This is a genomic window from Ruoffia halotolerans (assembly GCF_014049385.1).
Taxonomy (GTDB): Bacteria; Bacillota; Bacilli; order Lactobacillales; family Aerococcaceae; genus Ruoffia; species Ruoffia halotolerans.
This window is the reverse complement of sequence record NZ_JACAOA010000018.1, coordinates 18830-33971: the sequence shown is the minus strand read 5'-3', so window position 1 is coordinate 33971 and position 15142 is coordinate 18830. Positions and strand designations below refer to the sequence as shown.

At 37.1% G+C, this 15142-nt stretch carries 16 protein-coding genes; 2 read left to right on the top strand and 14 right to left on the bottom strand.

Annotated elements, in window-relative coordinates; all coding sequences use genetic code 11:
* Nucleotides 1-301: 301 nt before the first annotated feature.
* The 8 genes from HW423_RS07410 to HW423_RS07375 all read right to left on the bottom strand — a co-directional run bounded on the left by HW423_RS07410 (nucleotide 302) and on the right by HW423_RS07375 (nucleotide 9579).
* The gene (locus HW423_RS07410; RefSeq protein ID WP_218931298.1) at nucleotides 302-1402 is read right to left on the bottom strand and encodes an ABC transporter ATP-binding protein; all 1101 of its coding nucleotides are present in this window, start codon (nucleotides 1400-1402) and stop codon (nucleotides 302-304) included.
* A 46-nt stretch (nucleotides 1403-1448) separates the two neighbouring features.
* Entirely contained in the window at nucleotides 1449-2885 is a 1437-nt protein-coding gene (locus tag HW423_RS07405; RefSeq protein WP_218931297.1) for a glycoside hydrolase family 32 protein, read from the bottom strand.
* A gap of 2 nt (nucleotides 2886-2887) precedes the next feature.
* Complete coding sequence (locus tag HW423_RS07400) at nucleotides 2888-4522, bottom strand: type 2 periplasmic-binding domain-containing protein (protein ID WP_218931296.1); 1635 nt, start codon at nucleotides 4520-4522, stop codon at nucleotides 2888-2890.
* Nucleotides 4523-4569: 47 nt separating this feature from the next.
* Complete coding sequence (locus tag HW423_RS07395) at nucleotides 4570-5457, bottom strand: carbohydrate ABC transporter permease (RefSeq protein ID WP_218931295.1); 888 nt, start codon at nucleotides 5455-5457, stop codon at nucleotides 4570-4572.
* Nucleotides 5457-6350, bottom strand: a complete 894-nt coding sequence (locus HW423_RS07390) for an ABC transporter permease (RefSeq protein ID WP_218931312.1) — start codon at nucleotides 6348-6350, stop codon at nucleotides 5457-5459. The genes HW423_RS07395 and HW423_RS07390 overlap by 1 nt, the downstream gene beginning before the upstream one ends.
* A 94-nt stretch (nucleotides 6351-6444) precedes the next feature.
* On the bottom strand, nucleotides 6445-7410 hold the full coding sequence (locus tag HW423_RS07385; RefSeq protein ID WP_218931294.1) for a LacI family DNA-binding transcriptional regulator: 966 nt from the start codon (nucleotides 7408-7410) through the stop codon (nucleotides 6445-6447).
* Nucleotides 7411-7423: 13 nt separating this feature from the next.
* Nucleotides 7424-8296 (bottom strand): ROK family protein, encoded by an 873-nt coding sequence (locus HW423_RS07380; protein ID WP_218931293.1) that lies wholly within the window; start codon nucleotides 8294-8296, stop codon nucleotides 7424-7426.
* Between the two features lie 143 nt (nucleotides 8297-8439).
* Nucleotides 8440-9579, bottom strand: a complete 1140-nt coding sequence (locus HW423_RS07375) for a glycerate kinase (protein WP_218931311.1) — start codon at nucleotides 9577-9579, stop codon at nucleotides 8440-8442.
* Between the two features lie 195 nt (nucleotides 9580-9774).
* Between HW423_RS07375 and HW423_RS07370 the strand changes: the two genes are divergently transcribed.
* Nucleotides 9775-9966 (top strand): hypothetical protein, encoded by a 192-nt coding sequence (locus tag HW423_RS07370; RefSeq protein ID WP_218931292.1) that lies wholly within the window; start codon nucleotides 9775-9777, stop codon nucleotides 9964-9966.
* Nucleotides 9967-10378: 412 nt separating this feature from the next.
* Here HW423_RS07370 and HW423_RS07365 read toward each other — a convergent pair whose 3' ends face one another.
* From HW423_RS07365 to HW423_RS07345, 6 genes are all read right to left on the bottom strand, one after another.
* The gene (locus HW423_RS07365; RefSeq protein WP_218931291.1) at nucleotides 10379-10627 is read right to left on the bottom strand and encodes a hypothetical protein; all 249 of its coding nucleotides are present in this window, start codon (nucleotides 10625-10627) and stop codon (nucleotides 10379-10381) included.
* A 257-nt stretch (nucleotides 10628-10884) separates the two neighbouring features.
* On the bottom strand, nucleotides 10885-12237 hold the full coding sequence (locus HW423_RS07360; protein WP_235956392.1) for a CHAP domain-containing protein: 1353 nt from the start codon (nucleotides 12235-12237) through the stop codon (nucleotides 10885-10887).
* On the bottom strand, nucleotides 12212-12442 hold the full coding sequence (locus HW423_RS11165) for a phage holin (RefSeq protein WP_235956391.1): 231 nt from the start codon (nucleotides 12440-12442) through the stop codon (nucleotides 12212-12214). Before HW423_RS11165 ends, HW423_RS07360 begins: the two co-directional genes overlap by 26 nt.
* The gene (locus HW423_RS07355; protein WP_218931289.1) at nucleotides 12429-12695 is read right to left on the bottom strand and encodes a hypothetical protein; all 267 of its coding nucleotides are present in this window, start codon (nucleotides 12693-12695) and stop codon (nucleotides 12429-12431) included. Before HW423_RS07355 ends, HW423_RS11165 begins: the two co-directional genes overlap by 14 nt.
* A 73-nt stretch (nucleotides 12696-12768) precedes the next feature.
* Nucleotides 12769-12996 (bottom strand): DUF2922 domain-containing protein, encoded by a 228-nt coding sequence (locus HW423_RS07350; protein WP_138405218.1) that lies wholly within the window; start codon nucleotides 12994-12996, stop codon nucleotides 12769-12771.
* A 48-nt stretch (nucleotides 12997-13044) separates the two neighbouring features.
* Nucleotides 13045-13281, bottom strand: coding sequence for a DUF1659 domain-containing protein (locus tag HW423_RS07345; protein ID WP_218931288.1), 237 nt, complete (start codon nucleotides 13279-13281; stop codon nucleotides 13045-13047).
* A 188-nt stretch (nucleotides 13282-13469) separates the two neighbouring features.
* Between HW423_RS07345 and HW423_RS07340 the strand changes: the two genes are divergently transcribed.
* A complete protein-coding gene (locus HW423_RS07340) occupies nucleotides 13470-15113 on the top strand; it encodes a peptide ABC transporter substrate-binding protein (RefSeq protein WP_218931287.1) in 1644 nt (547 codons plus the stop codon).
* Nucleotides 15114-15142: the final 29 nt, after the last annotated feature.

Below are 15142 nucleotides of genomic sequence, written 5' to 3'. Positions count from 1 at the left end.
ATGCCTCAACTTACTCATATGTATAATTCTATGTACCCCCCTTATAAAGTCTAATAGCTTCTTCTCGCTACTCTTCAAGTGACTGATCAGGCCCAACTTCTCCCGTAAAAATGAAAAAATAAATACCAATATCAATTTCATCAATCTCTTAATCAATGCTACTGTCCATTATGTGTTTTGGTATAAATATATTATATAGTTTTATTATAGCATGTTAGGAAGCGCTTTAATAAATTAAATGCAAAAAAGAACACAGAAACTAATTTAACTTAGCTTGCCGTGTTCTTATGAAACCACTCTTTTATTTAATTACATTACCAGTCTCTTTATCAAAAAAGTGTGCTTTGTTCATATTAAATGATACTTCTAAAGTACTACCTGCTTCGTGGTAATCACGCGAATCAACGACTGCTATATACTCTGTTCCAAAAACATCTAGATATAATATAGATTCTGCTCCAGTTAATTCAGAAACTAATACTTTAGGTTTAAGAATAGATTCAGATGCATCTAAGGCAACTTGTTCTGTTTGAATATCTTCAGGTCGTATACCAAATAAGATTTCTTTACCATCATAGCCTTGTTTATCTAATAAGTCTCTCATAGGTTTATTCACCTGTAACACTAAACCATTATGATCTATGACTTTCCCGTTTTGGTAAGTTAGTTCAACAATATTCATCGCTGGTGAACCCATAAAGCTAGCTACAAAAGCATTATTTGGTGAATTGTACACTTCAAACGGTGTTCCAATTTGTTGGATGACACCCGCATTCATAATGACAATTCGGTCCGCTAAAGTCATTGCTTCAGTTTGATCATGCGTCACGTAAATCATTGTTGCGTTTAATTCATTATGTAATTTCGCAATTTCTTTTCTCATATGAACACGAAGCTTAGCGTCTAAGTTTGATAGTGGTTCATCCATTAAAAATACTTTTGGATCTCTCACTACAGAACGACCTAAAGCAACACGTTGTCGCTGCCCACCTGAAAGAGCTGCAGGCTTTCTATCAAGTAAATCAGTGATTTGTAGTAGTTCCGCCGCATGCTCCACTCGTTCTTTAATTTCATTCTTTGGTGTCTTTTTAAGCTTCAATCCAAAAGCCATGTTATCAAATACAGACATATGTGGATATAGTGCATAGTTTTGAAATACCATTGCTATGTCTCGATCTTTAGGTGGAGTATCATTAACCATATTGCCATCAATGTACAATTCACCATCAGTAATTTCTTCTAAACCTGCAATCATTCGTAAGGTTGTTGATTTCCCACATCCTGATGGACCGACAAACACAATGAATTCATTATCCAAAATATCTAAGTTAAAATCAGTTACAGAATAGTTTTCAGCATTATCATATTTCTTATAAATGCTCGATAAATTAATTTCTACCACTTTAAGGACTCCTTTGCAATTTATATAATTGTTAAGCTACAAGCAATTAGTTGATTTTACTTAAAGTTACTTGTTTAATTTCATTCGTTTGGCTGTTAATCTCTATCGTATTAATCACATCATTAAAGTAAACCGTATTACTCATAGTCTTCCCATTAGCAAAGATTTCAATTGATGAAGAATCAACTAGTATTTCTAAAACTTTTAGATTACTGATCACCATTTTTCGGCTATGATTATAACCTTCTTCACCTTCTATTTCTGGGTTAACATTCTCTCTTGATATTGATAATAGTTCTTCCTTAAGGCTAATTGAGAAGTATTCGCCACTTTCATTACCAACAGTTACTGATAACTCTTCTAAATCTTTTTCTGTTTCGATTTTAATGTAATCAAAGTCACTTTGTTTAATCTTGAGTTTGTTGCTTATATCATGTTCTTCATACACTGGAGTTAATCGTTCATAAAATTCAGATGGAATAGTTTGGATTAATTTTCCATTTTGAATTGATAAAACTCTTGGTAAAGTCATTAGCCCAGACCAACCGTGATTTTTCTGGTCTCGTATATCCGTTCTTCCCCACATTTGCTGCCACGCAACAATAATTCGTCGTCCTTGATCATCTAGACAAGTTTGTGGAGCATAGTAATCTAAACCTTGATCAATTTCTTGATATTCAGCTGCTTCAAAAGATAAATTATCCCAATCCATTTTACCTAATATCGCTATAGAAGAGTTTATGTTTTGGTATTGTGTACCTTCTTGAGGCATATTCATTGGACTTAAAATCAAGACATCAGTTCCATCCAATTCAATTAAATCTGGACACTCCCAAATATTACCCAATTTGTCACTTCCTTCAAGAAGAACAGAAGCTTCAGACCAATGCACTAGGTCATTGGACGTGAATACAAAGATTTGTCCTTGTGTCTTCTCTTTACCCAATGTTTTTGAAGCGACAACTGAATAAAAAGTATCACCTCGTTTAAATACTTTAGGGTCTCTAAAGTCAACGGTTGTACCTAATTCTCCAAGATTTGCTTGATCAATAACTGGATTATTAATATGTTTCTCAAACGTAATCCCATCTTTTGATGTTGCGATACATTGAACTTGACTGACTGTCCCATTGTCCTCAGTAACACCTGTGTACATGAGGACTAATTCATCTTCAATAACAATGGCTGACCCGGAGAAACAACCGTTCTTATCGTACGGTTGGTCCGGTGCTAAGGCAACAGGAAGATGTTCCCATTCTATTAAGTCTTTTGATTTCGCATGTCCCCAGTGCATCGTATCCCATTTACTGTCATACGGGTTTGATTGATAGAATAAATGATATTCGCCTTTGAAATATACAAAACCATTTGGATCATTCATCCACCCATACTCTGGTGCTAAATGAAATTCTGGTCTAAATTGTTCTACAATTTTGTGTTTATTTTCTGAGATAAACACATTCGCTTTCTCTAATAAATTCATTATTAGTCCTCCGTGTTGCTCATGTATTGTTCGTAATTTCTTTCATAAATTTCCATTAATTCTGGTAGATTTAATCTTTCTAATTCTTCTAAATATGTATTCCATTCTTCATCTGATATACCACCAATAATCCATTCAGCTCGCATTTGCTCGACATACGGATTTAAATCTGCCAATATTTGATCAGCTCTAGCTGAATCTTCATTGTTCATAAATATTTGAGGGTAGTTATAATCATTCTCAATATAATCTAAGTAATGCTCGTGCATTAAATCTAATCTCCACTGAGCATCATCAGGTGATGTTGTATATACGTCGTAATATTCATCAAGTACAGCTAATGGACCACCCGCTTCAGTTCTTTGTCTTAATTCCCCAGGTGCAGTACCTTCTAGATCTTTATGCTGTAACATTGGGTCGCCATTTTCGTTAGTACCTAATTCAAAGATATTTTGTTGCTCTTCATCACCATAAGTTCCCCAGTTATTTTGAATTGATTGCAGTGGTTCGTACATCTTATCAACCCATTTTGCTGTCAATTCTAAATTCTGGTTCGCACTAGTGACAACGAAACGACCTCTTTGGAAACCAAAATTATTTGTTCTTGTGATTTTTTTATCTCCATTTGGTCCTTCTAAAACAGGTAATACATCATAACTATCATTAAAGCCAGTTACGTTTGCTTTATCCCATGTAAAGTACACACCATATCTGTGATCGTTTCCTTTAGATACATATGCATTCCAATCATGTTCGAAAGCTTCTTGGTCAATTAAGCCTTTTTGATATAGTTCACTAAAGTATTCAATTCCTTCTCGGTATGCTTCATCATCAGCAGTAAAGTTTAAGGTTTGATCATTATTCACAACTAAATGATTATCATTATCTCCATCACCTCCAAATGCGGCCATCAAGATTTTAAAGTCTTCATTTCCTGGTGAATCGATGAAACTTAATGGAATTTCATCTGCTTCACCATTTCCGTTTGGATCTTCGTTTTTAAACGCTTCCAACACTGTCATTAATTCATCTGTTGTTTGCGGCATTTCAAGCCCTAAATTATCTAACCATTCAACATTAATCCAGGCCATTCCATTAACCGTATGGATTGACTCTTTTCCTTCTCCAAGTTCCTCAATCCAAGGGAATGAGTACATATTACCGTCTGGAGCAGTTGCCAAAGCTTTGTATTCTGGGTACTCTTCATAGATAGCTTTTAGATTTGGCATATATTCATCGACTAAATCATTGACTGGAATGATGACACCATCCTCTGCCCATGATAATAACTCTTGATCACTTGCTGCAGAGTTGAACATTCCGTCTGGTAAATCCCCAGCAGCAATCGCTAAGTTACGTTGTTCAGCATAATCATCAACAATATTATTCCACTCAATATGTACTCCCGTTTCTTCTTCTAAACGTTGGAAAATTAATTTTTCGTTTGGATCAGATGGCGCTAGTGGCGATGAGTTTGTCATTAAGTGTAAAGTGACATCTTCTTGTACTGGAAATTCAACGTTTGCTAATTCATAATCTTCAGACGATGTTTCTGATGCACCACCGTTACCACAGCCTGCTAATACCAATGTGGCTGCCATTAATGTAGCTCCTAAAGTAAAGTGTTTTTTCTTCATAATTTTTTCCTTTCATATATCGTATAAGATATAATGTATTTTTAGTTTTAACCTTTAATAGATCCTTGTATAACGCCTTCTTCAAAGTATTTTTGGAAGAATGGAAACATAATTAACAATGGCGCACTTGAAACAACGATGGTTGCATATTTAATAAGTTCTGCAATTTTTTGCATCTCTGCCATTGCTGTTTGCGCTCCAATCATATTAGATTGGGGTTGATTTTGTACGAGAATTCTTCGCAATACCAGTTGTAACGGTTCTAATTCCGGACTACTTATGTAAATCATAGCATCAAAGTAACTATTCCACATTCCTACAAATGAGTATAGAAATATTACGAACATAATCGGTTTACTTAATGGTAATATCATTTTTATAAAAATCTGTATGTCATTTGCACCATCGATTTTTGCGGATTCCATCATTTCATCAGGTAAGCCTCTAACAAAAACAGTGGCAAGCAATAAATGTGATACCGACAAGCTTCCTGGTAATATCAATGCCCATGGTGTATCTAACATACCGAGATTTCTAATAAGTAGATATGTTGGAACAAGTCCCCCACCAAAAAACATAGTAATAACAAAAAAAGCGATAAGTGGTTTTTTAAATAATAAATCTTTACGGCTCATTGGATAGGCTGCTGACATCGTCACTAATACATTCATCAGACCAAAGCCAAGTGAGTATAAAAATGAATTAATAAAACCTCGGATGATTGAAGAATCAGCTAATACTCTTAAGTATCCTTCAACTGTCCAATCATTAGCATCAAAACTAATCCCTTCATTTATTAACACTGTCGGATTCATGAAACTTGCTGCTATAATGTAAACGACAGGTAAAACGATTGATATCACAACTAACAACAATAGGATTGTGTTGATAATTTTAAAAAAACTATCTTTTCCTTCATATGTAAAGGTTTTCATTATTTAATCTCCTTTCTTCTATTGATACTATTCACAATTAATGTTGTTGTTATTAATAGTATTAAATTGATCACTGTATTAAATAATCCCACTGCGGTTGAGTATGAATAATCTCCCGATTGTAAACCAACTTTATACACATAAGTATCAATGATTTCTGATGCTGGAAGGTTTAAGCTGGTTTGCATTAGATATGCTTTCTCATAACCAATATTCATAATACCTCCCACTGATAAAATCAGATTAATGATGATTAATGGCCTCATTGTAGGTAATTCAATATATAATATTTTTTGCCAAATGGTTGCGCCATCAATATCAGCTGCTTCGTATAGCTCTGGTGGGATTCCAGATAACACGGCTGTATAAAGCAGTGACGCCCATCCCATTCCTTGCCAAATTCCTGAAATAATATATAACGACCGGAATGAACCTGGATTAGTTAAAAAGTTTGGAACATTTATTCCAATTGATTCTAAAATTGAAACGATCGGTCCTGACGATGAAAAGAGTAAGAATATAATCCCGACGATGATAACCGTCGAAATAAAATTGGGCATATACAGTATCGTTTGTAATGTACTTTTTATTTTTTCTGACATGATTTGATTTAGCATTAGAGCAATTATTATTGGTGGGAAAAATCCCCATAGAAGACCATAAATTGAAAGTTTTAACGAATTTTCTAGTAATCTCATGAAATTAGGCGATGTTAAAAAATCTCTAAAATGTTCAAGGCCGACCCACTGACTACCTGCAATTCCTAAAATAGGATTGTAGTCTTTAAAAGCTAAAGTGATTCCATACATTGGAAAATATTTAAACACTAATGTAATCAAAACAGATGGTATGAGTAACATTAGTAAATATTTTTGATTTTTTAACTTCGTCATAAATCTCTGTTTATTATTTACTTGTTTTACTTGCGTCACTATTTTCACTCCTTAATTTGAAACGTTTCATTTTTGCTTAGAGAAATATCTATTTTTAATATGTCGTTCCTCCTTCCGCAAATTTAATTGGTAGAATTTTTTGTTCACTATATTCTGGATTATTAATTTGTTTAATCAAAATTTCAAAAGCTTGGTGAGCAATCTCTTCCACTGGTTGAACGATTGTTGATACTAGATAACCTCTTTCTCTACTCATTTTAATACCGTCAAAACCAATTAATTGATAATCCACTAGAATTTCTTTGCCGAGTTGCTTTAAAGTGTCTATTATATCCAATCCAACATAATCATTAATCGCAAAGATACCGTCAATTTCTGGATGCTCTTCCATCAGAACCTTCAAATCTTTTGTGAAATTATTATGTGGTTCCAAAAGATCAATTATATAATAATCGATATGATTCTCTATACAATATGTTTCAAACCCTAACCGTCTTTTTGTTGTCTCATTCGCGCGTAGGTTATGAGATCCTACGAATAGCAGCGTTTTTGCTCCTTTTTCACTTAATTTTTTAGCCGCTAATTTTCCACCTTCAAAGTTGTCACTTGATACGATACTTATATCATCTTTGAAATGTCGGTCAATACTCACAAAAGGAAGCGATCCTTCTACATATGAATCTATATCTGTATATGTTATTGCGATAATTCCATCTACCTTGTTCTTTCTTAGCATTTTTATATAGCTTAGCTCATTATCCGCACTCCCATTTGAATTACATAAAAAGACATGATAACCATTTTTTTCAGCAATCTCTTCTAAATGAAAAACAATCGAAGAGAAGAATGGATGCCATATAGTGGGCACAATTAGAGCGATTGTGTTCGTATGATTTAATTTAAAACTTCTAGCCAAGTTATTCGTTTCATAATCCAATTCTTTCACCGCTGAAATCACCTTATCATAAGTCGATTTCTTAACTTTAACACCATTAAATACATTACTCACACTACCCACACTAACGCCTGCTAGTTTTGCTACATCCTTCATCGTTGCCATGGTTACCCTTCTCTCATTTCATACTTATTGCCCTCTCCGCTAATTGGTAACAGCCTTTAATAGCAGCTTCATCACCTAATTCTGGTAAGACAATATACTTTTTAATATCATCAATCTCGAGATAATCGCCAGCTAATTCTTGATACTTAAGCTGAACTTTCTCTAGCAACATTTCTTTGTGCATAACTCCTCCACCTAAGATCACTCGTTCAGGTCGAAGGATATAAGTTATATTATACACTGCTTGCGCAATATAGTATGCTTCAATATCCCATTCTTTACTGTCAGAATCTAAATCTTTCCCTTTAACCCCAGTTCGATGTTCTATGGCTGGTCCACAAGCTAAGCCTTCTAAGCAAAAATCATGATAAGGACAAATCCCTTTTTCTGCTTTGTCATCGTATGGATGTACAATCATATGCCCCATCTCTGGATGTGAGGCACCACCAATGTATTCCCCATTCTGGATAGCACCTCCACCAACACCAGTCCCGATTGTAATATACACAATGCTCGTTAAATCTTTCCCTGATCCAAAGTGATACTCACCATTTGCAGAAGCATTAACATCAGTTGTCCAGTACATAGGGATATTAAATGATGATTTTAGTGTACCTAAAAAATCAAAATCTTTCCATAATAGCTTGGGAGTATTCGTAATATATCCATACTTTGATGAATTCATGTCATTATTAATTGGTCCAAATGACCCAATCCCAATACTAGTCATCTCATCTGAATACTTGTTAAAAAAGTTTATGACCTGTTCGAATGTTTCTTCAGGCTGACTTGTTTCTATACTAATTTTATCTACAGTTTCATACTTTTCATTTCCAACTGCACAAACAAATTTTGTGCCCCCTGCCTCAATTGCCCCATATAACATTTAACTGCCTCCTCGTAATTTGAAACGTTTCATATTTTCATTATAAAATATTTCCCGTCGATGTCAAGAACTTTTTGTAAGGGCTTTTATATTTTTGTTTACCTCTTTTGAATCTTTGTTTAATTCAAACTCTTTTTTCTTCTCTACCCCATTACCCTTACAATATTCTCCACCGTCCGACTGACATTCTCCGAAGCCTTCTCAATCAACTCTTCCAAAGAACTTGCTCCAGCAGCCGTTGGAAACACGGCGTCAATCCCTTCGGGATATAGTTCCTCAATATCTTCACCAACTTTACCAACGACAGCAATCACTTTTGCATCTGGATTAATTTCTTTCATCGCTTTCGCAACACCGTGAGGTGTCTTACCAAATTTCGTTTGAAAATCCATCGCACCTTCGCCTGTAAAGCACACATCTACTCCCTTGGCCTTCTCTTTAAAGCCTGAATATTCGAGTACAATGTCAATGCCACGCTTCATCTCTGCTTGGGTAAAAGCCAAGAGCCCTGCTCCCAAGCCACCCGCTGCACCGGATCCAGGTATATCCATCACTTCATGTCCGAGACTTCGCTCGATGACTCGTGAATAATGTTTCAAATTCGCCTCTAAAATATCTACATCTTCCAAAGATGCCCCTTTTTGTGGACCGAATACGCTGGTAGCCCCATTGGGTCCACATAATGGATTCGTCACATCAGAAGCAACGATAAAGGAAACGTCCTTTAATTTAGGATGAACCTTTTCAGTCAAAATATTATCAAGTTTGTCTAAGGCGCCTCCACCAAAGCCAATGACCGATCCATTGAAGTCAATCAGTTCGTATCCTAACGCTTGTGCCATCCCAGCACCGCCATCATTTGTAGCTGATCCACCTAATCCTAATATGATCTTAGTAATTCCCGCTTCAATTAATAATTTTATCAATTCGCCCGTTCCGTAAGTCGTTGTCACAAGGGGGTTTTGAGTTACTGAATTTACATGGTTCAAACCGCTCGCTTCCGCCATCTCTATGACGCCGGTTACACCATCACCCAGTATGCCGAAGTGAGCCTCAACCGCTTCACCTAAAGGTCCTGTCACTTCTGCCTTTAATAGTTTGCCCTTGGTCGCATCAACTAAAGATTGTACAGTCCCTTCACCACCATCTGCCATAGGTAATTGAACCAACTCAACTTCCGGCAAGACCCGCCGAATCCCAGTTTCCATCGCTTGGCACACTTCTAACGCTGTCAAACTTCCCTTATAGGAATCTGGTGCAAGTAATATTTTTTCATCACAAATCCCCCTTTTTTAAATGTGTCTCACTCTATATAATTTTATCTTAAAGGGTCTGGGGTTATTTCACAACAGATTTACTTTTCAAAATGCTCCTCGCTAAATTAGAGTAAGCAAACACAAGATAATAAATTTGTATTCTCTCCATATCATTTCTGAAATAGAGTTAGAGTGAGCGCTCTAAATTATAGGAGGAATAGTATGATTGGCCTATGTTCAGTTACATTTCTCGATAGAAAAGTTGAAGAAGCATTCGCCTTAGCAAAAGAAGCGCAATTAGACGCTATTGAATGGGAAGAGATAGAGGATCAAATGATGCCGATGAAAAATACCGTCAACAAGTCATCGAGGATGTTTCGATTTACGAGAGTTTGTGCAATTACTATTTTATGATATTGAAGATGGTCCTCGTATCGGAGTTACAACCGTTGGAGTTCTAGAATCTTCTGATGGTCTATTCTTTAAAGATAGAATAACAATCAAGTATTAGGCCCTTATGAAGACTGGCGATTGAATACTGCTTAACGTATTAAAGATGTCTTATCAAAACTAACGTTTGATCAAGATGAAGACTTTCTATCTGAAGTCTCAGGAGAAAGTTACGCTTACCAAAATGGTGATGGTAATTACTACGAAGCAGGATTTAAATTAACTTATGAATAGTATGAAATATAGATCATTGAATAGAAAAACAGCCCTGGCTTCGACTGAAGACAGGACTATTTTTTAGGTATTTATAAATTACTCTTTCATCAATGCATCGTCGCAATGGGGAATAATTAGGCCCTTTTTTTGAACCCCGTTATCAGGGTGGGCCCCCATGCCAAGTCACTGTACCATCGGTTGGAATCATAGCACCCTCACCTAAGTGACCCGTCATCGGGTCAACGGCTACACTTATGCCATGACGACGGAAATTATCTGTGGGTGCAGATATATTTGTCCCCACTCTAAAGACAGAGGCTGCTATGAATACTTTCTGGCTTGTCTGATCAATCATTACAAAAGCCATCGGCATCAATGCTTTTCTTAGTAGCTTATGTGATATACCCATCTACTTCACCCCTCTTTAATCGTCAAATTCCTTAAAACTTGTGACTTCTTGAAATCATTGAAATGATTCTCTAAACCCATTATAGGCTTTATCATACCGCTTACAATTTTATTGTCCCAACATTCTCATGATTCATAGAAATAAGACATTCACAGGAAAAAAACGATCCTTGTCCCATCAATTAAATTTCATTTAAATGCGAAATAATCTCAAATAAAAAAACTTCCCGCAATCGCGAGAAGTTCTTCCTATTTCAATTAAGCACTCAACACATCTGACCCTAATAGCCAACCTAACACGGTCCCATTATCCGCTAATAGAAAAGCTTTTTGCATTACTTCTTTCGTTTCTAATACATCAAAAGCCTTGCCTTTGACCCAAGTTGCTATCCGCTCACCGGTCTGCCAAGTGGTCGCATCGGTCGATACAATCACTTTCTCATTTCCTTCACTTCCAGCAAACCAGTCTGCATCTAACTTCTTCAAGACGCCCGGATTGGCTTTATCTATCCCAACTCTTCTTGCTTCCATGCGTTCTAAGTACTTCGTGTAACCTAAAGCAGCATAGTCATACATAGATCCACCCTCCTGAAACAGTCCTTTGACTGCATCCTTGAAGTTCCTTTGGCCACTTACTTTATATATCCCACCGGGTCTCAGTAAATATATCCAGTCTTCAAAGAAATCCTCCACCGATGCATAGCGAAGATAGTAACCACCTTCGCTCTTAGGACGTGGACTGCCTTTTGCTTTCTTAATATCAGGGTTACCGACATAGCTGGCTGACCAGGTCATTCCACCCCAATTATGATCTAATTTTGCGACATTGGACTGACCCCAAACCCCTTCAAAATGCAACATAACAATAAGCAAACTTGGTAAAATTTGATACTGCTTTGATAAGGCGAGTAACTTATCTAGATGTGCTTTCGATAACTGAGCACCTTGATACGTCAAAGCGGATTCTGATACTACTTCTGTCGACACCTGACTTTTATCAACTAAGACTTGATTGACCTTACTTTGCACAAGGTTAAAGTCATAACCTGTAGCAGCAAGTTGAGCCATTCTTGCTTGACCGACACCCCATTTCCCTGCGATGACTTCTTGAACCAACTCATCAATGGTCTTCTTCACTTCACCAACGACTTGATACTTCGGTCGGGCGTAGCCCAGGATGCGCTTGTCATTCCATTGAAAAGTATTCCGCTTCACTTTGGCTTGGCTATTGCCTTCAATGGTCTTCACTTGGTTATTCTCCACCGACTCCACAAACCCAATGTGATCAGCCCAACCATTCCCATCCCAATCAAAAGTAATAATGTCACCCGCTTTAGGGAACTGTCTTCCTAACCAAATCCCTTTCGCTTTGAAGATGTTGATATGACGTTGGACACCACACTCTCGCCCAATCAAATCACTCATCCCAGCCTGATCGGAAACAACCGTTACAAACACGTCACACCAATCATCAGTCAACTTGACCTGATACCCCATCGGGATGGGGCGTATTGAATTATAGGCTGCAATTAAATTATTGAAGGTGTTCGTCCCCTCACTCACACCAATATAACTTTGCGCGACTTTAAGCAACGACTGTACTGTGGCCATTCCCGTCACCTCCATTGTAATATTTACTTGAAATTTGTAAGATCGTCCCGAGAAAAACGGCGAATAAGTTAATGGTCGAAACGAGTATTTCCACATCCGCATAGCTATACAACTCTCCCAAACCTTGGAAAAGTACCGCCACAGCTGGTAAAACCACTAAGACAAACCACTTCAGTAAATCATACGTTCGATTAGTTAAACGCATAAGAGGCCAGCTCCTTTACTTGATTCGACAACGACATCTGTTCCACCTCTAAGGTATGAAGCTTCACATCATGGTTATTGACCCGTTGGGTTAAATCACTTAAACCATGCTTATTCGCTTCCAGCTCTGTTTGCATCGTATCTAGGCGGTTAATTAGATTTTGAATCGAAGTAATTAAACTAATCATCTTCGAGATGAGCGTTATTACCGTAATCATTGCCCCAGCCAAACTACCTAATTCAATCACAGACATGCCTTTTCCTCCTTTTTCGCAAAAAAATAAGCCCCGCTAATAACTATAGCGAGGCATTGGGGGTGCGCTGCGATTAAGCAGCGTAAATGTCTTCAACCGTACGACGAACGTAGCGAGCTCCTACTGCTTGCGCGTAAGCATCACCATTCTCATTAACAAAGATTTCAGCGCCAGCAATTGCGTCCAATGCTGCTTGAGCCTCTTGTGCTGTCAGGCCCAGCTTAGGGTTACGAAGTGTGACCTTTTTGTTTGATCCTGCTTCGTCTTTGAATAACAATTCTAAATTATTTGTTTCTTCCATTGTGTATACCACCCTTCTTTTCACTTAAGCATCTTTATCTGACAATATTTACGCGAACGCGAATGTGTGAACCGCTTCTACCGTTGCGATTGGCTCCTCAATCACACTTTGCAGTGCATTGCGAACAGCCTCAACATCCTCTACTGGCGCATCCTGAGTTAAATCATTCAACGTCACCGTTGTTTTTTTCTCCGTCACCGGGTTAATCGCAGTAAGCTTTAAGCTTGCTGATAGGAATTCTTTGTTCATCGTACCCCTCCTCGTTTTTGTTTGTAAGTAAAACAACTTACACCCCTATAAACGTATTTTTTAGAAAAAGTGTCACCCCTATTTTGGGAAAATAATAAAAATCCTTTAAACTTATTTATTTATCATACTTCTAATTTTTTATTAATTTAATCTTTATCATTGACTTATTATTTGAACGTGCTAAATTGAAAGAAATATTATTTAGAAAAGGAAGAGTGTTGAGAATGAAATTAAAAAGGAAAGTTGTCTCTCTTTTGATTAGTACTTTGGCATTAGGTAGCGTGTTTTCAAGTGTTCCTGTTTCTGCTCAAGATGCACCAGAGGTGGATCCTTCTGTTGAACAAACATTAAGTATCGCAACTAATGGAGAATTATCGACTTTAGATAGTGCATTATACAATGATGTCCCTACATCAGATATGATCGGTCAAATCAATGAAGGGTTGTACCGTGTAACAACGGGGAGTGAAGTTGAATTAGGTCAAGCTGAGGATGTTGATATTAGTGATGATGGGCTCGTTTATACATTCACACTAAGAGAGGGCTTAACTTGGAGTAATGGAGATCCTGTTACAGCGCATGACTTTGTGTATAGTTACCAACGTTTGGTTGATCCTAATTCAGGTTCAGTTGCTTCAACGACGGTCGAAATCTTTAAAAATGCTGCAAGTATTCGAAATGGTGACATGGAACTGGATGAATTGGGCGTCGTAGCCTTAGATGATTTAACACTGGAAATTACACTTGAATATCCAGCGCCTTACTTACCAAAGTTGCTAACAGGAAGTCGATTCTTACCAGTTAGCAAAGCTTTCGTAGAAGAAGTTGGTAGTAGCTATGCTACTTCGTCAGAAAATCTTGTAAGTAATGGACCCTTCACATTAGAAAACTGGAACGGTTCAAACCTTGAATGGAATCTAGTGAAAAATCCTAACTATTGGGATGTTGATAATGTTTACTTAGAAGATGTCCTCGTTCAAGTAGTGAAAGAAACAGGTACGGGAGCTGATTTATTTGATGCGCAACAACTCGACTATGCTGTCTTAACAGATGACTTTGTACAACAATATGCTGGAAGTGAATTTTTCTACTCCGTACCTAAATCTACTGTTGGATATCTAAGTTATAATACAACTAGAGAAGCTACTGGTAACGCGAATATCCGTCGTGCTTTATCACAAGCATTCGATAAAGAATTATATGCAGAATCGGTTATTCAAGATGGTTCAACACCATTAAATGGTTTAGTACCTGTCGGATTTGATGTGAGTGAAGACGGTGTTGATTTCCGTGATGAGCAAGGAGATATCTTAGTTTATGATGTCGAACAAGCTCAAGCCGATTGGCAAGCGGGACTTGATGAGTTAGGTGTGGATTCATTAGAGCTTGAATTATTAACATCAGATGTTGACCTATCAGGACGTACAGCTGAATATTTACAAGCTCAATTACAAGAAATCCTACCTGGTTTAACATTAACAATTCGTAGTGTCCCATTACAAAACCGTATTGAATTCCAAAGAAATCTAGAATTCGATATCTTCTATGGAACGTGGGCACCTGATTACCAAGATGCGATTAACTTTATTGAACAATATCGCACGGATGGCGGAATCAACTTTGCTGAATATTCAAATGAAGAGTACGATGCTCTTGTAGAAGCAGCACAGGTTGAATACGCAACTGATCCTCAACAACGTCGTGAAGCATTACTGGAAGCTGAACGCATTGGTATTGCAGAAGATGCAGTTACTGCATCCATTTACCAAGCTTCATCGTCTTACTTACTAGATCCACGTGTTCAAAACTTTGAAGTCTATCCATTTGGTCGTACAATTAACTTACGTACAACTTATGTTACTGAATAACATGCCACAATAAAAGGTCGAACAGGGAG

Bases quoted from the DNA above. Each gene is read 5' to 3' on its own strand.
- HW423_RS07340 (WP_218931287.1), top strand. From the start codon at position 13,470: ATGAAATTAAAAAGGAAAGTTGTCTCTCTTTTGATTAGTACTTTGGCA.
- HW423_RS07365 (WP_218931291.1), bottom strand. From the start codon at position 10,627: ATGGGTATATCACATAAGCTACTAAGAAAAGCATTGATGCCGATGGCT.
- HW423_RS07380 (WP_218931293.1), bottom strand. From the start codon at position 8,296: ATGTTATATGGGGCAATTGAGGCAGGGGGCACAAAATTTGTTTGTGCA.
- HW423_RS07385 (WP_218931294.1), bottom strand. From the start codon at position 7,410: ATGGCAACGATGAAGGATGTAGCAAAACTAGCAGGCGTTAGTGTGGGT.
- HW423_RS11165 (WP_235956391.1), bottom strand. From the start codon at position 12,442: ATGCGTTTAACTAATCGAACGTATGATTTACTGAAGTGGTTTGTCTTA.
- HW423_RS07400 (WP_218931296.1), bottom strand. From the start codon at position 4,522: ATGAAGAAAAAACACTTTACTTTAGGAGCTACATTAATGGCAGCCACA.
- HW423_RS07350 (WP_138405218.1), bottom strand. From the start codon at position 12,996: ATGGAAGAAACAAATAATTTAGAATTGTTATTCAAAGACGAAGCAGGA.
- HW423_RS07370 (WP_218931292.1), top strand. From the start codon at position 9,775: ATGATTGGCCTATGTTCAGTTACATTTCTCGATAGAAAAGTTGAAGAA.
- HW423_RS07355 (WP_218931289.1), bottom strand. From the start codon at position 12,695: ATGTCTGTGATTGAATTAGGTAGTTTGGCTGGGGCAATGATTACGGTA.
- HW423_RS07360 (WP_235956392.1), bottom strand. From the start codon at position 12,237: ATGGCCACAGTACAGTCGTTGCTTAAAGTCGCGCAAAGTTATATTGGT.
- HW423_RS07395 (WP_218931295.1), bottom strand. From the start codon at position 5,457: ATGAAAACCTTTACATATGAAGGAAAAGATAGTTTTTTTAAAATTATC.
- HW423_RS07405 (WP_218931297.1), bottom strand. From the start codon at position 2,885: ATGAATTTATTAGAGAAAGCGAATGTGTTTATCTCAGAAAATAAACAC.
- HW423_RS07390 (WP_218931312.1), bottom strand. From the start codon at position 6,350: ATGACGAAGTTAAAAAATCAAAAATATTTACTAATGTTACTCATACCA.